Source organism: Thiorhodococcus fuscus, assembly GCF_042682685.1.
GTDB classification, from domain to species: domain Bacteria; phylum Pseudomonadota; class Gammaproteobacteria; order Chromatiales; family Chromatiaceae; genus Imhoffiella; species Imhoffiella fuscus.
Genome location: NZ_JBHUHX010000062.1, coordinates 60754 through 79497 on the forward strand (window position 1 = coordinate 60754; position 18744 = coordinate 79497).

Consider the following 18744-nt stretch of genomic DNA (forward strand, 5'->3'; position numbering starts at 1 on the left):
TCCGCGCGTTGCCACCGATTCCCGATTTCCCCGTGCTGGATCACCCCGATGCCTATGCTTGTCTTATCGCGCGACCTTCGGCCGCCTTACCTCACCTGGCCCTTTCTCGCCCTGGCGGTGCTCTTCGTCTCCCTGGCGGTGATCGGCGGCTTTCGGAGCTACACGCCGACCCCCTTCTGGGATTCCTGGGGCATCTACCAGTTCGTCGAGAAGGTCTCCACCGGCGATCTGTCCGCCTGGTGGGCGCTGCACAACGAGCATCGCATCCTGCTCACCCGCGTTCTGCAGTGGCTGGACATCCGGCTCTTCGACGGCTCCATGGTCTTTCTGGTGGCGATCAACTACGCCATGGCGAGCGCGATCTGTCTGCTCTTTCTGCGCGCGCTCGCGGATGCCGTCCCCGTTGGCAAATCGTCTGGCATGCGACTGATCCTCGCCTGCCTGATCTGCGCGCTGAGCTTTTCGTGGCTGCAGATGGAGAACTTCACCTGGGACTACCAGAGCCAGTTTTTCGGCGCACAGCTCTTTCCGCTGCTCGGGTTCTATGCGCTCTATCGTGCGCGTCGCGTCTCGCCGTTCGGCGACGGCCCGTTCATCGCCGCCGTTCTCGCCGGCATCCTCAGCGTGGGCACCATGGCGAACGGTATCCTGGCGCTTCCCGCCTTCGCCGTCCTGGCCTGGATCTATGGCGCCGGCCGGGTCCGGGTCGGCGCGCTCGTCGCGGTGTCGATCCTCATGGCCGGACTCTATCTGCTCGGCTACCACACGCCCGGCGGACAGCACTCCTCGCTGTTCGCCGCCCTGATCGAGCATCCCGTCCTGCTGGCGAATCACACGCTCATCTACCTGGGCGGACCGATCTACCATCTGCTTGGCATGCGCCACTCCGGGCTCGCCCTGGTCGTCGGGCTGTTCGTGGTCCTGAGCGCGCTGTTTCTGGCGGTCCGATCGCTGCGCGATCCGCGCCAGCATGCGCTCGAACTGGCGCTACTCGCCTTCGTCGCCTATGTGATCGGAACGGCGCTCATCACCTCCGCAGGTCGCATCCATTTCTTTGAGGATCGGCCTTATCTGCCAAGCCGCTATATGACTCCAGTCCTGATGGCCTGGTCGGCCTTGCTGATCGCCTTCGCCGCTCGGTTCGCTCACCGACTCGACGATCGGCGTCTGCGTCCGATCATGGTCGGGGCCGCGTTGGCGCTTCTGCTCTTGCTGACGCCCTTCCAATTTCTTGCATTGCAGACGCATGACGACAGGATCTTCCTGCAGTATGCGTCGGATCTCTGGGCACCGACGTCGCACGAGGAGCAGAACTTTTCACGCTCGATCACCGCGCTGGCATTGGAACTGGGCGTTCAGGATTCGGCGCGGATTACCGCGACCTTTCCGGAGGTCGATATGGCGCTGGCCTTGGCGCGTCCGGCGATCGCGCACGGTTGGTCGGCGTTCGGCGATCCACTGCTCGCGGACGCGGGTGCCCGGCTCGGCACCCGCATCGGCGAGGTTCCGGGGCGCGTCTGTCTCGGACATCTGGACGGGATCGCTCCGGTCGACGGCGATGCGCGCTATCTCCGCTTCTCGGGTTGGATCTATGCGCGACACGACACGTCGGTTCCGAGGTCCGTCCTGCTCGTCGGCCGTGACCGTCGGATTCTCGGCTATGCCCTGACCGGTCGGCCGCGCCCGGACGTCGAGCGCGCCGTCGGCGGGGCTGCGGCGCTGTCCGGCTTCGAGGGGTTTCTACCGGCCGGGTCGTCGTATGCAAAGGCGCTGCTCGTCGGGTCGGATCCCGATTGCCGCCTGACGCTGCCCTGATCGGTCACGCCGGTTCGCCAAGCCGGCCGCTTTGCGGCGGCGCTCTGGATCTCCCTGCGCGGGGCGGGCAGTATGTCCGCCCGACTCGATAAAGACTCCTCTCGATGCACAGCTTGCTTTCCAATCTCGATTTCGCGCTCTCCGTCACAGGCCCCATCATGCTCGTCCTCGCGCTGGGGGTCTGGCTCACGCGGCGCGGTCTGCTGACGGACGCCTTCGCCGATGTCGGGTCCAGGCTGGTCTTCAACGTGACCCTGCCGATCCTGCTCTTCATCACCATCAGTCAGACGCATTACACCCAGGCGGCGAATCTGCGCTTGCTGGCGGTGGGTTTGATGGGGACGCTGGCGAGCTATCTGCTTTTCGAACTGGTCGCGGCGGCGACGGTGGAGCCGCGACGGGATCGGGGCGTGGTGGTGCAGGGCGCCTTTCGCGCCAACATGGGCATCGTGGGATTGGCCTATTGCGTCAACGCCTATGGTGACGTGGCGATGGCGACGGCCGCGCTCTATCTCGGCGTGGTCACGCTCTTCTTCAACGTGCTCGCGGTCGTCACGCTCAACCGCTCGCTCAGCGAGCATCGGTCGCTCGTGCCCATCCTCAAGGACATTGCCCGCAATCCGCTGATCATCGCCATCCTCTCGGCGTTGCCCTTCGCCTATTTCGAGGTGCGGCTGCCGGATCTGCTGCTGCAGACGGGCGAGTATTTCGCCCAGATGACCCTGCCGCTCGCCCTGCTCTGCACCGGCGGATCCATGAGCCTGCGGGCGCTGCACCTGGATTCGCGCAACGCCCTCATCGGCGCCTTCGGCAAGGTGGTCGTCACGCCGCTGGTGGTGACCGGGATGGGTTATCTGGTTGGATTGCGGGGCATGGAACTCGGCATCCTCTTCCTCATGTCATCGGCGCCGACCGCTGCCGCCAGCTATGTGATGGCGCGCGCCATGGGCGGCAACGCCGCGCTCGCAGCCAACATCATCGTGCTGAGCACCATCGGTTCCATCGTCTTCACCAGCCTGGGTATTACCCTGCTCCATACGTTCGGGGTCATCCGGTAACGATCGTTCGGTCGACGTGCCTGGTTGGTGCGGCGCCGGTCTCCAGCAGACCCATGTGGCGCTTGGAGTTGCGCATGTTGCGGAAGATGAGCGGGGTCTCCGGCTGGGCGGTCTGCTCGGTCGCGCTCTGGACCTGACGGCGCAGTTCCGCGTGGTGCGGCGACTTGGAACAGACCGGGTCGGCGTTGGCGGCATCGCCGGTGAGCAGATAGGCCTGGCAGCGACAGCCGCTGTAATCCTTGGTCTTCTCGTCGCAGGAACGGCAGGGCTCCTTCATCCAGCCGTAGCCGCGAAAACGGTTGAAGTCGGGCGAGTCGTTCCAGATCCAGTCGAGGTCGTGATCGCGGACGTTGGGAAAGCTCAGTTCCGGCAGCGAACCGGCGGCGTGACAGGGCAGGGCGGTGCCGTCCGGGGCGACGGTGAGGAAGATGGAGCCCCAGCCGCTCATGCAGGCCTTGGGGCGCTCCTCGTGATAGTCCGGGACCACGTAGAAGATCTTCATCTGACCCTTGAGCCGTTCCTGGTATTCATGGGCGACGGCCTCGGCCTGCCGCACCTGCTCGCGCGTCGGCAGGAGTTGGTCGCGGTTGAGCATGGCCCAGCCGTAATACTGGGTGGTCGCCAGCTCGACATAGTCCGCCTGCAGCGCGTGCGCCATGTCGAGGATCTGGGCGACCTCGCCCGTGTTGTGCCGATGGAGGACGAAGCAGAGCACCATGGGGTAGTCGTACTGCTTCACCAGTCGGGCCATCTCCAGCTTGTGCTGGAAGGTGTCGTTGCCGGCGATGAAGTCGTTCAGCTCGGCCCCGCTGGCCTGGAAGCTGATCTGGATGTGGTCGAGCCCCGCCTCCTTGAAGGCGCGGATGCGACGCTCGTCCATGCCGACGCCGGAGGTCAGCAGGTTGGTGTAGAAGCCGAGCCGGTGCGCCTCGGCGATCAGTTCCTCCAGGTCCTTGCGCACCAGGGCCTCGCCGCCCGAGAGCCCGAGCTGGACGGCTCCCATGGCGCGCGCCTCCCGAAACACCCGGAACCAGTCCTCGGTCGAAAGCTCGTCCGCGTATTTGGCCATGTCCAGCGGATTGGAGCAGTAGGGACACTGGAGCGGACAGCGATAGGTCAGCTCGGCCAGCAGCCAGAGCGGCTTAGGCGTCGAATTGGATCCATTGGTTGTCATGGGCGGTACTCAGGAAGGTGTAGACGTCGTCGCGCAGATTGGGGGCCTCGGCGAACTGGGTTTCGAGGTCGGCGACGATGCCGTCGATCGAACGCTCGCCGTCGCAGCGCTTGAGGATCTCGCCGGCCGGGCCGTTGAGTTTCACCATGCCCTCTGGGTAGAGGAGTACGTGACAGCCCTGGGCCTCTTCCCACTGGAGCCGGAACTGCCGGGTGATGCGCGGGATGCGCCCCGGCTCGATCTCGGTGCTCATGGCCGCCCTCCCAGGTTGTGGTAGGGCGGACGCTTGGCGATATAGGCCATCCAGATGCAGTCGAGCATGGTCCAGAGGACGTCCAGCTTGAACTGCAGCACTTCCAGCATGCGTTCCTGCTGCTCGCGGGTGCGGTAGTAGTCCAGGGTGATGGCGAGTCCGTGCTCGACGTCGCGGCGCGCCTCGCTCAGCCGCTTGCGGAAGTAGGCATAACCCTGGGGCTCGATCCAGGGATAGTGCGCCGGCCAGCTATCCAGTCTGGACTGATGGATGGTCGGGGCGAACAGTTCGGTCAGCGAGGAGCTGGCGGCGACCTCCCAGGGCTGGCGCCGGGCGAAGTCGACATAGGCGTCGACCGCGAACTTGACGCCGGGCAGCAGGTGCTTCTGGCTCCACAGATCCTCGCGCGACAGACCGACCGCCTCGCCCAGTTGCAGCCAAGCCTCGATCCCGCCGTCCTCGTCTGGGGTGCCGTCGTGGTCGATGATGCGCTGGATCCAATGTCGGCGTACCTGGGGATTCGGACAGTTGGACAGGATGGCGGCATCCTTGAGCGGGATGGATGTCTGATAGTAGAAACGGTTGGCGACCCACCCCTGGATCACCGGCTTGTCCACCTGGCCGCTGTGCATCAGCTGATGCAGCTCGTGATGGATGTGGTAGTAGCGCTCCTTCTCGCGCAGCTTCCGTTCGAACTCGGCGCGGGACCAGGGCTGTGTGTCGTGCTCCATAAGACTCCTCGGTGCGATGCGGGTGTGACGAGCGATGCGTTGTGATCGATTCGACGTCCGATCCGGTTACACCTTGATCTCCATCCCGTCGTAGGCGACCTCGATGCCGGCCCGTTCCAGGGCGCGGCGCTCGGGCGAGTTCTCGTCCAGGATGGGGTTGGTGTTGTTGATATGGATGAGGATTTTGCGCGGCCCCTTCAGGGCGCCCAGCGTCTCGACGATGCCGCCTCGCCCGGACTGATCCAGATGCCCCATCTCCTGTCCGCGCTTCTCGCCGATGCCGGCGCGGATCATCTCGTCGTCGGTCCAGAGCGTGCCGTCGACCAGGATGCAGTCGGCTTCGCGCATGTAGCCCAGCACCTCCTCGTCGAACGCGCCCAGGCCCGGGGCATAGAAGAGCGTTCCGCCGGTGCGCGCGTCCCGCACGCGCACGCCGATGTTGTCGCCTGGGACCGTGTTGTGTCTGTGCGGCGAGTAGGGCGGCGCCTCGCTCTTGAGCGGTACGGCGGTGAAGCTCAGCCCTTGCGCGCCGAGGATCTCGAATGCCGTGCGGTCGGTCGGCACCTCGTGCCAATGCACGCCACGGAAATGTTCGAGGATGTTGAAGATGGGGAAGCCGGTCGTGAGGTCCTGCTGAACGGCTCGGGTGCAGTAGATGTCCCAGGGCGCGGTGTGCTCGCGCAGCATCAGAAGTCCGGTGGTGTGGTCGATCTGGGCGTCCACCAGCAGGATGGCGCGAATGGCGGTGTCGCGGATGTGGTGGGCCGGCTGCAATGCCGGAAAGGATTCGATCTGGGCTCGAATGTCGGGCGATGCGTTGAAGAGGACCCAGTCCGTGTCGTTCGGGCTGATCGCGATGGAGGATTGGGTGCGTGCGCTGGCGTGGATATCTCCCCGCCGCAGTCCGTCGCAGTTCGGACAGTTGCAGTTCCACTGGGGAAAGCCTCCGCCCGCCCCGGATCCCAGTACATGGATTCGCATGAGACGGCCTGCCGAATGAGTCGGCGGAGTGCGTCCGCCTTCGGATGAGGAAGTGCCCCGTCGGTGATCTCCATCGGCGGGGCAGGCATCGCCGCTCGATCAGCGGTTGTTGATGTAGAGGTTGATCTCGAATCCGAGCCGCAGGTCTTCGTAGGCAGGTGTCGACCAGGTCATGGGGCGTGTCCTCCGTCTTCTGCACAGTGGTGATGGCATGGTATTGCCGCGAGTGGTCGCGAGCCTGGATCCGTAGCGCAGTCCCTGGCGCGGTCGGGGGTGGATCTTTGGGTCGCGATGTGTCGCGGACAATAAAAGCAGAAGGTGTGCCATTTCAGACTCAGCAGGGCGATACCTTTGCGCGCGCCTTGCGACGGAGGTCTAGAGCGTTGGAGGCGGGGTGTTCAGCCGTCCCATCTGTGTCAGCCGGGGAACAGGTTGGTACTCGGACGGAGCGATATCGTCGAGACCGCTGGCCGCTTCAGGTTCGCTCCTTGGTCAGCATCAATCGCTCAGATAGCGTTCGACTCGGCTGTTACGGACGGGGCCTTCCGGGGGCTCGTGGGCGTCGCGGTCGTTTCCGGCTGGACGTCGGGTGGGGTTTCGCTCGGCGCGGACCGATCCGCCTCCAGAATCTCGGTCAGCTCCTCCGTTAACCGTTGGCGCTCGGTCTCGAATCGGGTGATCTGATCCTGTCTGAGCGCGGCCAGCGCGGTTTCCAGCGTCTCCATGCGTGCTTGGGTGTCTGCGAGCTCAGCGGCCAATGCCTGGTCTCGCACGGCCTGGCGGTCCCGCGTTGTCTTCTCGCTGTCGGCAGCACTCGCCGGCTCGATGACCAGAGCGGCGGATGGGCGCATCGCGTCTACCGAGTAGACGAGCAGCAGGCCGGCGGCGAACGTGAGGGCTAGATAGCCGATAGCGAGCCCCGACTTCCAGGGGCTGGGTGCTTGGGTGTCGGACATGGTCTTCATCTCTGATGATTGATGGCGCGCGGACAGGCTAGTGGTCCGGAGAACAGATCTTTCGTTTGGTCACCGCCTTCAGTGTGTTGACGAGCAGCACGGCGACGATCCCGGTCAGCATGGTCAGCATGCCGATTCCCAGATAACGGAAGAACGCGCTACCTGTTTGGTCGAACATCAGCATGTTGGCGATGCTGAAGGCCGCCAGGGGGAAGGAGTAGGCCCACCAGGAGAGAAAGAATCCGAGCCGCAGGAACCGGGGCGCCTGGGTGAAGAGCAATAGTGTCAGAAAGAGCGCGCTGTAGTAGAGCGCATGCCCGAAGCCGTCCAGGTCCTGAACCAACCGCAGATAGGCGATGAAGCCGACCGCAGGCGGTGCGATGAGGATGAAGAGCGTCGGCATCAGTCGCTCCTCGATCGGCTGATGGAAGAGCACCCGGTAGAAGATGATCGTCATCAGGATCAGCCAGAAGAGCATGCCGACGCTGAAGAAGAACCAGGACACTTCCGGGTGGCCCAGCGGAACGCCCGCGACCGGGACCAGCACGTTGCCGACCGCCGGGATGAACCAGGCCGGGTTCATGTGGTGGACCTGGAAGTGGTCGTGATGGATCCAGACGCTCACCACATAGAGGGTGAACAGCAGGTGCAGGCTGGCGCCGGCGGTCCAGAGCACGCGGCTCACCGACGGCGCGAGTGGCAGGAAGGCGATGGCCAGCAGCAGGAGGCTGATCGAGATGGCCGGGAAGAAGTTCAGCTTCACCGGATGTCTGAGCTCCTTGACGACGAACGCGCGATGCAGCGCGAGCTTGGTGGCGTAGAGGAAGGCCAGGACCAGGAACAGGGTCGAGCTGAAACCGACCAGCCAGGGGGTGATGCCCAGATCCAGATCCAGGATGTGCTGGGCCTTCTCCCAGCCGATGGTCAGGCCGGTCAGACCCATGACCATGGCGAAGAAGGAGATGGGAAAGAATTGGATGCGCGAGTGCGTTTCGGTCGGGGTGGCCATGGTGTCTCCAGGCGCGGATCTCGTGCGTGAGTGCTCCGAATCGTCCGCTCCCGGCGGGAGAGGACGATGGAGGAGAGAACCGGTTTCAGGCCTATTTGTTGGTGTTCAGTCCGAGCGGACGGTAGGCGGGGCACCAGCCGATCAGGCCGGTGGCGAGCGGGATCAGGCCGATGGCGCCGAGCCAGTTCTGCGAGGCGAGCCCCCAGGCGATGAGAAGGATGCCGCCGACGATGCGGATGGTGCGGTCGAGCTTGCCGAGATTCTGAGTCATGCGATGGTCTCCAGGATGATGGCGACCGACCGTTGCGGCCGGTCCGACGTGGTGTGGTAGGAGACTATCGGCCTGGGTCATTGCGCTCAGTGACTTTGTCACCCTCGCTCGAAAATGTCTTCAGCCGTCTCGCGCGCGCCGCTCCAGTTCGGGAATGTCCAGCAGTTCGATGAGCCCGCGCGTGGCGCGCAAGAGCCCCTGTCCCTCCAATCCCTTCAGCACCCGGCTGATGACCTCGCGCGAGGACCCGAGCTCGACGGCCAGCGCCTGATGGGTCATGCGGATCTCGGGCGTCGGCGAGGCGGTTCGCAGGCTCAGCAGCCGTGCGATGAGCCGCTGGTCCAGGCGCTGGAAGAGCACGGCGTCGAGCACGCCGAAGACCTCCTGAAGCCGCTCGGCGATCAGGCCGAAGATGTACGCGCGCCAGGGCGCCGAATCGGCCATCCAGCGACGCACGTCGTTCGGGCGCACCACCAGCGCCTCGACCTCGGTCTCGCACTCGGCGAAGGCGGGGAAGGGGCGGTCGCTGAGGATGCAGGAGGCGGTCACCACGCAGCTTTCGCCCGGCTCGATCCGGTAGAGCGTGATCTCGCGACCGTTCTCGCCGAGCTTATAGACGCGGCCCGTTCCGGCGATCACCAGAGGGAGCGCCGCGCACTGCGAACCGTCCTGGCAGATGAGATGCCCAGCCGGCAAACGCATCGACGTGGCCGTGTCGAACAGCGCCTCGCGGAAGTCGGGCGAGGCCGCGCGCAGAAAGGGAAAGACATCGAGGATCCGATCGCGTTGTTGGGGGTCGCTGATCATGTTGGGGGTCCTGGTGCGTTCGAAAGCGCGTGGGGTTGCCGGTCGCGAGCGGGATCCCGGATGGGGCGCGGGATCAATATCTGGGTCCCCGCTGGTATCTGAGCATGGCGCGGTCGGCCTGGATGATCTGGTGGTTGCGGCAGTTCGGGCTGGCGTCCGTGCGACGACCCGAGCGGTCATAGATGACCTGACAATCGTCCTCGAACAGGACTCGGGTTTCGCCGTGGCGGCCTGGGAGGATCTGAGGTGGCATCTCGCGGTCATCGCGTCCAGGACGATCGTCGTCCCAACGGTTTTGGCGCAGATGCTCGCGAATGGCCTGATCGGCGCTGCGCATCTCATCCGTACCACAGTTTCGGTAGTGTCTGATGAGATTGCCTCGGTGATCGTAGATTGCCCGGCAACCGCCCGGAACGCGTACATCGAGGTCGCCCGAGGCCATCTGTCTCACCTCTGTGGAGCCGCCCGCGATCGGCCTCTGCGGGCGGGGTCCATGGTAGCGAATGTCGACGACACGGCGTCTGTCGACCTCGCAGCGCCAGGGATATTTGGTTCCGTCGATCTTGGTCTTGCCTTCGACCCGATAGTGCTTGTCGCCCGGGATCTGTTCGGCGCGCGATTCGCGCAGATCCATGAGGCCGTAGTCGCTGCGCAGCCGGCTCTCGCACGACTGGATGGCGTCCTTGTTGTCGTAGGCCAGGGCCGCGCCTGGAGCCGCCAGTGCGACGATCAGGAGCAGGCCGATCGGTGAATGGGTCGGTCGTATGTGAATCATCGTCGGGATCACCCGTGTCTGAAGATTGATACCTGTCCAAGTGATCCATCGGCATTGCCGTCAACAGGGATCGACGTCGGTTGCATGGCTCAGGCTTGGATGTTGAACTACCCCGCCTCTTATTATGCTCGGAGACCACCATGATGCGCCGCTCCCGCCTGCTCGGAATCCTCGTCCTGCTCTTGCCGCTCGCCGCTTGGTCGGCGGAGCCGTCGCCGGTCGGTTTTTGGCTCGTCCAGGACGGCGGCGCCGTGGTTCGGCTGCAGGAGTCTGGCGGCACATTGAACGGCAGCACGGTCTGGATGAAGGAGGCCAGCTATCCGAGCGACGATCCCGAGGGGCGCGCCGGCAAGCCCTTGCTGGATGACTTCAATCCCAACCCGGCACTACGCGAGCACAAGCGGTTGGGACTGCGGATCCTCTCGGGGTTCGTGCCTGGCGACACGCCGGGCGTCTATTCCGGCGGTCAGGTCTACAACCCGCGCGACGGAAAGACCTATTCGGGCACCATCACCCTGGCCGACGAGGATCGTCTCGAACTGCGCGGTTATGTGGTCATCAGCCTGCTTGGCAAGACCCAAACCTGGACCCGCGTCGATCCCTCCAAGTACGGGCTCAAGCCCTGATCTCGACCCGGCCGCGCGATCCGTATCGCCGGGCCTCGATTGCTCGGCCGGGCACGATCTGACATCATGCGTCCAGACTCATTTCATGGTGTGGTGATGGGTTTTCCCCCGAGCGATCGGGCTGCCCGAATCCGCCGACGCAAGCAGGGTAGTCGCCGATGTCTCCACTCAAGCTCAAGCTCCATTGGCAGATTCTGATCGCACTGGGCCTGGCCATTCTGGTCGGGCTCGCGGTCGGGCGTGAAGCCGGACTCTTCGGCGTCACCTTCTACGCGATCTTCGATTTTGTTGGGAAGCTCTTCCTCAACGCACTCAAGATGTTGATCGTTCCGCTGATCCTCTCATCGATCATCGTCGGGGTCTCAGGGCTCGGGTCGGGCAATCTCGGCAGGTTGGGTGGCAAGACCATCGGCTATTACGCCATGACCAGCCTCTTCGCCATTTTGGTCGGTCTCATCCTGGTGAACCTGATCCAGCCAGGCGTGGTGGACGGGGATCCGAAAGAGGTCTTCGGGTTCAGCGCCGATGTCCAATCGCTCGAAGCGAAGATCGGCGACAAGGATGGCGGGGACGTGGTGGAGGTCTTCCTGCGCATGATACCCACCAACGTGGTGGCCGCAGCGGCGGCTGGCCAGATGCTGGGGCTCATCTTTTTCGGCTTGCTCTACGGCTTCTTCATCACCCGCCTTCCCGAGAATCTCGCCAAGACGCAATCCAGTTTCTTCGAAGGCGTGTTCGAGATCATGATGCGCATTACGGATCTCATCATGCGTTTCGCGCCCATCGGCGTTTTCGCCTTGGTGGCCAAGACGGTCGCCAGCACAGGGCTCGACGCCTTCGTGCCGCTGGCGCTCTTCTTCCTCACCGTGGTGCTCGCCCTGGGGACGCACTTCCTGGTGGTGCTGCCGCTGCTGCTCTATTTCATCGGTGGCGTGAGTCCGATCCGTCACTATTCGGCGATGGGCTCGGCCCTGCTGACGGCCTTCTCGACCGCGTCCTCATCCGCAACCCTGCCGGTCACCATGGAATGCGTCGAGAAGAATGCCGGCGTCTCCAATCGCGTCACCAGTTTCGTGCTCCCGCTCGGCGCGACCGTCAACATGGACGGCTCCGCGCTCTACGAGTGCGTCGCCGCCATGTTCATCGCCCAGGCCTACGGACTGGATCTCACCTTCGGCACTCAGTTTCTGGTCGTGTCCTTGGCGTTATTGACCTCGATCGGCGTGGCCGGCATCCCTGCCGCCAGCCTGGTCGCCATCGCCATCATCCTGGGCGCCGTCGGTTTGCCACTGGAAGGCATCGGCCTCATCCTGGCCGTCGACCGTATCCTCGATATGATGCGCACCACCGTGAACGTCTTCAGCGACTCCTGCGGTGCCGTCATCATCGCCCGCAGCGAGGGCGAGACCAATGTCTTGCAGCCGCCGCCCGAGCTCTCCGGGTCGGCGCCGGGCCTCAGTCGTACTTGATGTAGGCGTAGCGGAGATCGTCGGGCGTCCCGTCCAGCGCGCTTTCGGCGCCGGGACGCCACATGAGCGTTTCCTCGATCTTGCGTGCCAGTTCGAAGTCTTTGTCGGTGATGCCCTTGGCCGAGTGGGTCATCAGCTTCACCATGACGAAGGCATAGGAGGCCGCCAGGTCGGGGTGGTGCCAGGCCGCCTCGGCCAGATGTCCCACCGTGTTGATGACCATGAGGGTCCCCTTCCAGCCGCTGGTGCGGTACTTGCGCCGGATCCAGCCGTTCTCGTAGTACCAATGGGGCAGTTCGGATTTCAGTCGCTGCTGGATGTCCGCCTCGTCATAGACCGTTTCTTCTGACATCTTCGGATCTCCTTTCAAGTGGGTCGGAATGGTCCGGTCGAGTGCGCGCGCCTCGCCGCTTCAGCCGGAAGGCCTGCGCGCGTCGAGCAATCCGCGTACGGTCTCCACGATTTCCTCCGGTGGCAGTCCGTAGGGAACGAGACGGGCAACGCGTCCTTCCGTATCCAGTATGTAGATAGAGGCGCTGTGGTCCAGGCTGTAGTGCTCGCGCGTTCCTTTTCCCACGAACGCGTAGCGGACATGGTAGCGGTCGGCGACCTCCTTTAGCTCCTTGGCCGTTCCGGTCAGACCGATCAGCCTCGCATCGAAATAGCCTACGTAGTCGCGCAGCTTCTCGGGCGTATCCCGATCCGGGTCGAGCGAGACGAAGATTCCCTGGACCCGATCGGCCTGGTCTCCGAGCTGGCGGAGCGCCGCGCTCATGACCGCCAGGGTCGTCGGGCAGATGTCAGGGCAGAAGGTATAGCCGAAGGACAGCACGACGACCTTGCCGTGCGTCTGGCTCAGGGAGAAGGGTCGGCCATCCTGGTCGACGAGCTGGAAGTCGCCGCCGATCGGTTCGGGTTGGGCATGAGCGCAGGCCAGGGTCAGCAGGGTTGCGAGTGCGAGTCGCAATAGGATCTGTGCGTGAAGGCTGTTCATGCCTTTGGTCAGCAGGTGGCATGCCAGCGATCGATTGTGGGATGGCGTCGACGAGCGATCGTTTTCCGACGTGTCTCCTGCGGGGCACAGGTGTCGCTGGTTTGAAACAGCCTGCTGCGTTGCTCGACCAGTATGACGTTGGGGGTTTCGGGGTCGAGTTCGGCTTCTGGTCGTCCCGATCCGATCGCCTCCCGAGTGGCTCGGAAATTGCCCCAGTGTTGGAGTCGGAAACGGGCCTGGCGCTCGCTCGGATACCTCCTGGTTTGGGCGAGGGCTTCGGCTCGATTCCGCGTACTACAACAACACGAGAGGAGGATCGGCATGTTCCAGAGACTGTCAGGCTGGGTTTCAGCCGTTGGTGTCACCAGCGCGCTGGTTTTGGCGGGGGGCGGATCGGTCTTCGCCGACGAGACCTGCGTCTCGCCCTACTCGCCCAAGATTGTCGGCCAAGAGGATTATGTCTACGTCTGGACCCTGGGCGTCGAGGGCATGGGCGACGAGCAGGACAAGCTGGTCAGCATCGACGCCAACCCGGATTCGCCGACCTATGGCAAGGTGCTGCATAGCGTCTCGGTCGGCGGCCGCAACGAGGCGCATCACTCGGGCTACTCCGACGACCGCCGTTATCTCTGGGCGGGAGGGCTGGACACCAACAAGATCTTCATCTTCGACGTGCACACGGATCCGGCCAAGCCGAGTCTGTTCAAGGTGATCGACGACTTCGTCGCCGTGAGCGGCGGGGTGGTCGGCCCGCACAGCTTCTATGCCCTGCCTGGGCGCATGATGATCAGCGCGCTCTCGAACAATGCCGACCACGGCGGACGGACCGCCTTGGTCGAGTACAGCAACGAGGGCGAGTATGTCGCGACCCATTGGATGCCGACCGACGAGGATCTCCAGGGCGCCGAGAAGACCGGCCAGTTCGCCGACGGTTACGGCTACGACGTGCGCTTCCTGCCGGCCAAGAACCTTATGGTGACGACCTCATTCACCGGCTGGTCGAACTACATGATGGACTTCGGCAAGATGCTGAACGACCCGGAGGCCATGAAGCGCTTCGGCAACACGGCCGTGGTTTGGGATCTGCACGCGCGCAAGCCGCTCAAGGTCTTCGACGTGCCGGGGGCACCGCTGGAGATCCGCTGTGCCTGGGGCAACAACTACTGCTTCACCACCACCGCGCTCACCTCCAAGATCTGGCTGATCTACGAGGACAAGGACCAGGGCTGGACCGCCAAGGAGGTCGGCACCATCGGCGATCCCTCCAAGGTGCCGTTGCCGGTCGCCTTCTCCATCAGCGCCGACGACCGCTTCCTCTGGGTCAACACCTTCATGGACGGTTCGACCCGGCTGTTCGATGTCTCCGATCCCTTCAATGCGAAGCTCGTGGACACCTTCAAGATCGGCTCGCAGGTCAACATGGTCTCCCAGAGCTGGGACGGCGAACGTCTCTACTTCACCTCCTCGCTGCTCGCCAACTGGGACAAGAAGGGCGATGACGATCAGCAGTTTCTCAAGATGTACCACTGGGACGGCAAGCAGCTGACCGAGGGCTTCACGGTCGATTTCTACAAGGAGAAGCTGGGTCGCGCCCATCTGATCACGCTCAACTCGCGCGCGCTCTATGCGAGCAAGATCGCCGAGAGCTCCATGCCCGCAGGCGGCGCGCTGGCGGCGGTCGCGGAAACCGACTGAATCCGGTGCTCCCCATGCGGTCGAGGATGGGAGCCGCCCTTCTGCTGGGCGTCTGTCTGAGCGTGCCGGTTGCGTCCGTTGCGGCGGATGCGTCGGCTCAGGTTCTGGCGCCCGGCTACCGGGCGCTGAGCTTTCCGCCGCCCGAGCCTGGCTCCTATCGTCTTCCGGTCATCGGCCCGGCTGCGGGCGGCGAACTCCTGTCGGATGAGGGCGAGCCGGTCCGACTGGAGGACCTGCTGGCCGGCCACTACAGCATCTTGAGCTTCATCTACGGCAGCTGCGACGACGTCAACGGCTGTCCGCTCGCCACGGCCGTGCTCTACCGTCTCTTCCGGACGCTCAAGTCCGAGCCCGAGCTGGCCAGCCAGGTTCGGCTGCTGACCCTGAGCTTCGACCCTGAGCACGACACGCCCGAGGTGATGCGTCTCTACGGCGCCGGTTTCCAGGGCGGTCCGGCGGACTGGCGCTTTCTGACGGCGGCCTCCGATGCGGCGCTGGCGCCGGTGCTGGATGCCTATGGTCAGGGCGTGAACCGCCTCTACGATGCGCAAGGCCGGCCGAGCGGTCGTTTCGCCCATGTGCTGCGGGTCTTTCTCATCGATCCCGAGCGGCGCATCCGCAACATCTACAGCGTCTCCTTTCTCCATCCCGACCTGCTGCTCGCGGATCTGCGCACCCTGATGCTGGAAGAGGCGGTCGATGACGGGGCCGCGCCGACACCGCCGCCCGAGACAGGAGGTCGCGCGCTGTTGGCGCGGGCGGTGCGTCCGCCGCTCGGTCTGCCGCCGCTCCCGGAAATCGAGGGACAGCCGCTGACGGCCGAGAAGGTCGACCTGGGGCGGCGTCTCTTTCTCGATCGGCGTCTCTCCTCGAACGGGACGCTCTCCTGTGCCCTCTGCCACATCCCCAGCCAGGGCTTCACCAGTCAGGCCATGTCGCGCGCCGTCGGCATGGAGGGGCGCTCGCTCAGGCGCAATGCCGCCAGTCTCTTCAATGTCGCCTACGTCCAACCGCTCTTTCTGGACGGACGCGAGCGCGGGTTGGATACCTTGGCCTGGCAGGAACTGCTCGATCCCGACCGTATGGGCAATCGCTCGGTCGCCATGGTCCTGGATCGCTTGGGCGAGCTGCCCGAATATCAGGGGCGGTTCGAGCGGGCGTTCGCGGGTCGGGGCGCGAACATGGAGACGCTTGGCGAGGCCATGTCCGCCTATCTGAGAACACTGGTCTCGGGGAACGCGCCCTTCGATCGCTGGCGTTTCGGTGGCGAGACGGATGCCATGGACCTGGCGGCGCAGCGCGGCTTTCGGCTCTTCGAGGGCAAGGCGGGCTGCGTCCAGTGCCATGCGATCGGTGAGCGGGATGCGCTCTTCACGGACAACCGGTTGCACGACACCGGTATCGGCTGGGCGCGCTCCATGCACCCCGAGCCGCTACGTCGACGGCTGGAGCTGGCGCCAGGCGTAACGCTCGATATCGACCCCGCCGCGCTCGCCGGAACCGAGGAGCGCCGCTTCAACGATCTCGGGCTCTACGAGGTCACCCAGAACCCCGTTGACCGGTGGCGCTTTCGCACGCCCAGCCTGCGCAACATCGCCCGGACCGCGCCCTACATGCACGACGGCAGCCTGCCCGATCTCGCCGCCGTCGTGGACTATTACGATCGCGGCGGTCATCCGCACCCGGAGCAGGATCCGCGCATCCGACCGCTCGGTCTGAGCGCCGACGAACGGGCGGACCTCATCGCCTTCCTCCATGCACTGACCGGCGACGATCTCGATCGCCTTGCCGCTGACGCCGCCTCGGGGCCGTAGGATGGGTCGAGCGCAGCGAAACCCATCGATTCCCGCGCCGAGCGTCCGTCGAGCCTGGCGCGGGATTTCGCGCCCGATCGTCGCTGGCGGCTGGTGTCTGTTGTGCTGGCTGGCCTCTCTCCCCATCTTGCCGCCCGCTTCGGCGGCGGTCGACGGACCCGGCGACAATCGCGATGGCTACGCGTCGGCGGACTATCGCACCCGCTCCCTGGCGTTGAGCGGGCGTGTCGGCCGGGAGGCGGATCTGCTGGCGCTGGCGAGCGATCCGCCGCTGGGTCTGCCGCCGCTCCCGGTACCGGCCGACAATCCGCTGACGGCCGAGAAGATCGCGCTCGGGCGCAAGCTCTTCTACGACCGGCGCCTCTCGCTCAACGGCACCCAGTCCTGCGCCATGTGCCACATCCCGGAGCAGGGGTTCACCAACAACGAGTTGGCGACGGCGGTCGGTCTGGAGGGCAGGGACGTCGGTCGCAACGCGCCCACGCTCTACAACGTCGCCTACCTGCACCAACTCTTCCACGACGGACGCGAACGCAGCCTGGAGCACCAGGCGTGGCAGCCGATGATCAATCCGCTGGAGATGGCCAATCCGTCCATCGGCATCGTACTCGAACGTCTGCGAACCTGGCCCGATTACGCGGGGCTCTTCGAGTCGGCCTTCGCGGGTCGGCCGGCCAGCATGGAGCGCGTCGGTCAGGCCATCGCCAGCTACGAGCGCACCCTGCTCTCGGCCGATTCGCCCTTCGACCGCTGGTATTTCGGCGGCGAGCGCGATGCACTGAGCGTATCGGCCCGGCGCGGCTTCGCGCTCTTCACCGGCCGCGCCGGATGCAGCGGCTGTCACGCCATCGGCGAGCGGAGCGCGCTCTTCACCGACCAGGCGCTGCACAACACCGGGGTCGGCTACCCAAGCCCGAATGAGCGCGGACGGACCGAGCCGCGCCGCGTCCTGCTGGCGCCGGGTGTCTACGGCGAGCTTTCGGCGGCGGCGCTCTCGTCCGTTTCGCGTCCCCGGCGCACGGCCGATCTGGGCCGCTACCGCATCACCCGGAATCCGGCCGATCGCTGGCGTTTCAGGACGCCGAGCTTGCGCAATGTTGCGCTGACCGCGCCCTATATGCATGATGGTCGGTTCCTTCGCTTGGAGGAGGTCGTTGCCTTCTACGATCGGGGCGGGGTGCCCAATCTGCTGCAGGATCCGCGCATCCGCCCGCTCGGACTGACGGCACGGGAGTCCCTGGATCTGGTGGCCTTCCTGACTTCGCTCACCGGTGCGACCGAAACCCTGGTGCTCGATGCCTTTGCCGCTCCGATCGGAGACGTCGGGAGCGAGCGTCGTCCCTCATCCGCTGAATAAGGCCGTGTTATCCGTTTCGATTCGACTGACCGATTCGCGCCGGCCATGGCTGGGAGCTGAATCTGGATGCGTTTTCCCATCTGGCTGTTGGCCATTCTGCCGCCCCTATTCTGGGCCGGGAACATGGTGCTCGCCCGCGCCCTGCACGCCGAGATCCCACCGCTCGCCCTAGCCTTCTGGCGCTGGTTGCTGGCCCTGCTGGTGTTGTTGCCCTTCGCCGCCGCTCCGCTGCGCGCCCAGTGGCGACTGGCATTGCCGCATTGGCCGATCCTGACGCTGCTCGCGCTGCTCTCGATCAGCGGCTACAACACCTTCGTCTATCTGGGTCTGCAGGACACCACGGCGACCAATGGGGCCTTGCTGACCTCGACCATGCCGGTGTTGATCCTGGGCTTCTCTTTCCTGCTGCTGCGCCAGGGCGTTACCGCCCGGCAGGGGCTGGGGATTCTGCTGTCGCTGCTGGGCGTGCTGGTCATCGTGACCCAGGGGGAGCCATCCCGATTCGCCGATCTGGCGTTCAACCGTGGGGATCTCTGGATCCTGGTGGGTGCGTTGAGCTGGGCGCTCTATTCGGTCTGTCTGCGCTGGCGTCCGTCGGGGCTCGATCCCTTGGCCTTGCTCGCCATCCTCATCGCGATCGGACTGGTTCCCTTGCTTCCGCTCTATCTCTGGGATCTCGCCCAGGGGCATCGTTTTGCGCTCAACCCGGTCAATCTCTCGGCGATCGGCTATGTCGCCGTCTTCCCGTCCGTCGTCGCCTATATGGTCTGGAATCTGGCGGTGGCCCGGATGGGACCGAACCGCACCGGCCAGTTCATCCATCTGATTCCGGTCTTCGGCGCGTTGCTCGCCATGCTGCTGCTCGGCGAGCGGCTGGCGCTCTTCCATGGGGTTGGCGTCGTGCTGATCGTGCTCGGCATCTGGTTCGTGACGTTCTACCGCGCGGATGCTCGGTAATG

The 18744-nt window shown here is 64.8% G+C and carries 20 protein-coding genes; 8 read left to right on the plus strand and 12 right to left on the minus strand.

Annotation, left to right across the window (positions count from 1 at the left end; genetic code table 11):
- Positions 1-48: 48 nt before the first annotated feature.
- Entirely contained in the window at positions 49-1815 is a 1767-nt protein-coding gene (locus ACFSJC_RS19475; RefSeq protein WP_386028898.1) for a hypothetical protein, read from the plus strand.
- A gap of 104 nt (positions 1816-1919) precedes the next feature.
- Entirely contained in the window at positions 1920-2873 is a 954-nt protein-coding gene (locus ACFSJC_RS19480; RefSeq protein ID WP_386028900.1) for an AEC family transporter, read from the plus strand.
- On the opposite strand, the gene pqqE is transcribed toward ACFSJC_RS19480, so the two are convergent.
- The 10 genes from pqqE to ACFSJC_RS19530 all read right to left on the minus strand — a co-directional run bounded on the left by pqqE (position 2863) and on the right by ACFSJC_RS19530 (position 9830).
- Positions 2863-4047 carry a pyrroloquinoline quinone biosynthesis protein PqqE gene (gene pqqE, locus ACFSJC_RS19485; protein ID WP_386028902.1) on the minus strand — a complete coding sequence of 395 codons (1185 nt, stop codon included), beginning with the start codon at positions 4045-4047 and terminating at the stop codon, positions 2863-2865. The two genes, ACFSJC_RS19480 and pqqE, sit on opposite strands and share 11 nt — an antisense overlap.
- The gene (gene pqqD, locus ACFSJC_RS19490; protein ID WP_386028904.1) at positions 4016-4300 is read right to left on the minus strand and encodes a pyrroloquinoline quinone biosynthesis peptide chaperone PqqD; all 285 of its coding nucleotides are present in this window, start codon (positions 4298-4300) and stop codon (positions 4016-4018) included. Before pqqD ends, pqqE begins: the two co-directional genes overlap by 32 nt.
- Positions 4297-5031 (minus strand): pyrroloquinoline-quinone synthase PqqC, encoded by a 735-nt coding sequence (gene pqqC / locus ACFSJC_RS19495; RefSeq protein WP_386028906.1) that lies wholly within the window; start codon positions 5029-5031, stop codon positions 4297-4299. The genes pqqD and pqqC overlap by 4 nt, the downstream gene beginning before the upstream one ends.
- 66 nt (positions 5032-5097) lie before the next feature.
- On the minus strand, positions 5098-6012 hold the full coding sequence (pqqB, locus tag ACFSJC_RS19500; protein ID WP_386028908.1) for a pyrroloquinoline quinone biosynthesis protein PqqB: 915 nt from the start codon (positions 6010-6012) through the stop codon (positions 5098-5100).
- Between the two features lie 99 nt (positions 6013-6111).
- Positions 6112-6339: a pyrroloquinoline quinone precursor peptide PqqA gene (pqqA, locus tag ACFSJC_RS19505; RefSeq protein ID WP_386028910.1), complete on the minus strand. Its 228-nt coding sequence runs from the start codon at positions 6337-6339 to the stop codon at positions 6112-6114.
- A gap of 179 nt (positions 6340-6518) precedes the next feature.
- On the minus strand, positions 6519-6968 hold the full coding sequence (locus ACFSJC_RS19510; RefSeq protein ID WP_386028912.1) for a hypothetical protein: 450 nt from the start codon (positions 6966-6968) through the stop codon (positions 6519-6521).
- 37 nt (positions 6969-7005) lie between these two features.
- Entirely contained in the window at positions 7006-7977 is a 972-nt protein-coding gene (locus ACFSJC_RS19515; RefSeq protein WP_386028914.1) for an SLAC1 anion channel family protein, read from the minus strand.
- A 91-nt stretch (positions 7978-8068) separates the two neighbouring features.
- The gene (locus tag ACFSJC_RS19520; RefSeq protein ID WP_386028916.1) at positions 8069-8248 is read right to left on the minus strand and encodes a YgaP family membrane protein; all 180 of its coding nucleotides are present in this window, start codon (positions 8246-8248) and stop codon (positions 8069-8071) included.
- A gap of 120 nt (positions 8249-8368) precedes the next feature.
- Positions 8369-9055, minus strand: a complete 687-nt coding sequence (locus tag ACFSJC_RS19525) for a Crp/Fnr family transcriptional regulator (protein ID WP_386028918.1) — start codon at positions 9053-9055, stop codon at positions 8369-8371.
- 73 nt (positions 9056-9128) lie between these two features.
- The gene (locus tag ACFSJC_RS19530) at positions 9129-9830 is read right to left on the minus strand and encodes a hypothetical protein (protein ID WP_386028920.1); all 702 of its coding nucleotides are present in this window, start codon (positions 9828-9830) and stop codon (positions 9129-9131) included.
- A 140-nt stretch (positions 9831-9970) separates the two neighbouring features.
- Here ACFSJC_RS19530 and ACFSJC_RS19535 point away from each other — a divergent pair, with 140 nt between their 5' ends.
- Entirely contained in the window at positions 9971-10456 is a 486-nt protein-coding gene (locus ACFSJC_RS19535; protein ID WP_386028922.1) for a DUF2147 domain-containing protein, read from the plus strand.
- A 158-nt stretch (positions 10457-10614) separates the two neighbouring features.
- Positions 10615-11925 carry a dicarboxylate/amino acid:cation symporter gene (locus tag ACFSJC_RS19540; protein ID WP_386028924.1) on the plus strand — a complete coding sequence of 437 codons (1311 nt, stop codon included), beginning with the start codon at positions 10615-10617 and terminating at the stop codon, positions 11923-11925.
- Here the strand turns inward: ACFSJC_RS19540 and ACFSJC_RS19545 are convergent.
- Positions 11912-12277: a 4a-hydroxytetrahydrobiopterin dehydratase gene (locus ACFSJC_RS19545; RefSeq protein ID WP_386028926.1), complete on the minus strand. Its 366-nt coding sequence runs from the start codon at positions 12275-12277 to the stop codon at positions 11912-11914. The genes ACFSJC_RS19540 and ACFSJC_RS19545 overlap by 14 nt on opposite strands.
- A gap of 60 nt (positions 12278-12337) precedes the next feature.
- Positions 12338-12919, minus strand: a complete 582-nt coding sequence (locus tag ACFSJC_RS19550) for an SCO family protein (RefSeq protein WP_386028928.1) — start codon at positions 12917-12919, stop codon at positions 12338-12340.
- Positions 12920-13240: 321 nt separating this feature from the next.
- Between ACFSJC_RS19550 and mtoX the strand changes: the two genes are divergently transcribed.
- From mtoX to ACFSJC_RS19570, 4 genes are all read left to right on the plus strand, one after another.
- Positions 13241-14614, plus strand: coding sequence for a methanethiol oxidase (mtoX, locus tag ACFSJC_RS19555; protein ID WP_386028930.1), 1374 nt, complete (start codon positions 13241-13243; stop codon positions 14612-14614).
- 26 nt (positions 14615-14640) lie between these two features.
- Positions 14641-16428, plus strand: coding sequence for a cytochrome c peroxidase (locus ACFSJC_RS19560; protein WP_386028932.1), 1788 nt, complete (start codon positions 14641-14643; stop codon positions 16426-16428).
- 1 nt (position 16429) lies between these two features.
- Positions 16430-17785, plus strand: coding sequence for a cytochrome-c peroxidase (locus tag ACFSJC_RS19565; RefSeq protein ID WP_386028934.1), 1356 nt, complete (start codon positions 16430-16432; stop codon positions 17783-17785).
- A gap of 66 nt (positions 17786-17851) precedes the next feature.
- On the plus strand, positions 17852-18742 hold the full coding sequence (locus ACFSJC_RS19570; protein ID WP_386028936.1) for a DMT family transporter: 891 nt from the start codon (positions 17852-17854) through the stop codon (positions 18740-18742).
- Positions 18743-18744: the final 2 nt, after the last annotated feature.

Coding starts and splice junctions, on each gene's coding strand:
- ACFSJC_RS19475 (WP_386028898.1), top strand. CDS start 49: ATGCCTATGCTTGTCTTATCGCGCGACCTTCGGCCGCCTTACCTCACC.
- ACFSJC_RS19480 (WP_386028900.1), top strand. CDS start 1,920: ATGCACAGCTTGCTTTCCAATCTCGATTTCGCGCTCTCCGTCACAGGC.
- pqqE (WP_386028902.1), bottom strand. CDS start 4,047: ATGACAACCAATGGATCCAATTCGACGCCTAAGCCGCTCTGGCTGCTG.
- pqqD (WP_386028904.1), bottom strand. CDS start 4,300: ATGAGCACCGAGATCGAGCCGGGGCGCATCCCGCGCATCACCCGGCAG.
- pqqC (WP_386028906.1), bottom strand. CDS start 5,031: ATGGAGCACGACACACAGCCCTGGTCCCGCGCCGAGTTCGAACGGAAG.
- pqqB (WP_386028908.1), bottom strand. CDS start 6,012: ATGCGAATCCATGTACTGGGATCCGGGGCGGGCGGAGGCTTTCCCCAG.
- pqqA (WP_386028910.1), bottom strand. CDS start 6,339: ATGGCACACCTTCTGCTTTTATTGTCCGCGACACATCGCGACCCAAAG.
- ACFSJC_RS19510 (WP_386028912.1), bottom strand. CDS start 6,968: ATGTCCGACACCCAAGCACCCAGCCCCTGGAAGTCGGGGCTCGCTATC.
- ACFSJC_RS19515 (WP_386028914.1), bottom strand. CDS start 7,977: ATGGCCACCCCGACCGAAACGCACTCGCGCATCCAATTCTTTCCCATC.
- ACFSJC_RS19520 (WP_386028916.1), bottom strand. CDS start 8,248: ATGACTCAGAATCTCGGCAAGCTCGACCGCACCATCCGCATCGTCGGC.
- ACFSJC_RS19525 (WP_386028918.1), bottom strand. CDS start 9,055: ATGATCAGCGACCCCCAACAACGCGATCGGATCCTCGATGTCTTTCCC.
- ACFSJC_RS19530 (WP_386028920.1), bottom strand. CDS start 9,830: ATGATTCACATACGACCGACCCATTCACCGATCGGCCTGCTCCTGATC.
- ACFSJC_RS19535 (WP_386028922.1), top strand. CDS start 9,971: ATGATGCGCCGCTCCCGCCTGCTCGGAATCCTCGTCCTGCTCTTGCCG.
- ACFSJC_RS19540 (WP_386028924.1), top strand. CDS start 10,615: ATGTCTCCACTCAAGCTCAAGCTCCATTGGCAGATTCTGATCGCACTG.
- ACFSJC_RS19545 (WP_386028926.1), bottom strand. CDS start 12,277: ATGTCAGAAGAAACGGTCTATGACGAGGCGGACATCCAGCAGCGACTG.
- ACFSJC_RS19550 (WP_386028928.1), bottom strand. CDS start 12,919: ATGAACAGCCTTCACGCACAGATCCTATTGCGACTCGCACTCGCAACC.
- mtoX (WP_386028930.1), top strand. CDS start 13,241: ATGTTCCAGAGACTGTCAGGCTGGGTTTCAGCCGTTGGTGTCACCAGC.
- ACFSJC_RS19560 (WP_386028932.1), top strand. CDS start 14,641: ATGGGAGCCGCCCTTCTGCTGGGCGTCTGTCTGAGCGTGCCGGTTGCG.
- ACFSJC_RS19565 (WP_386028934.1), top strand. CDS start 16,430: ATGGGTCGAGCGCAGCGAAACCCATCGATTCCCGCGCCGAGCGTCCGT.
- ACFSJC_RS19570 (WP_386028936.1), top strand. CDS start 17,852: ATGCGTTTTCCCATCTGGCTGTTGGCCATTCTGCCGCCCCTATTCTGG.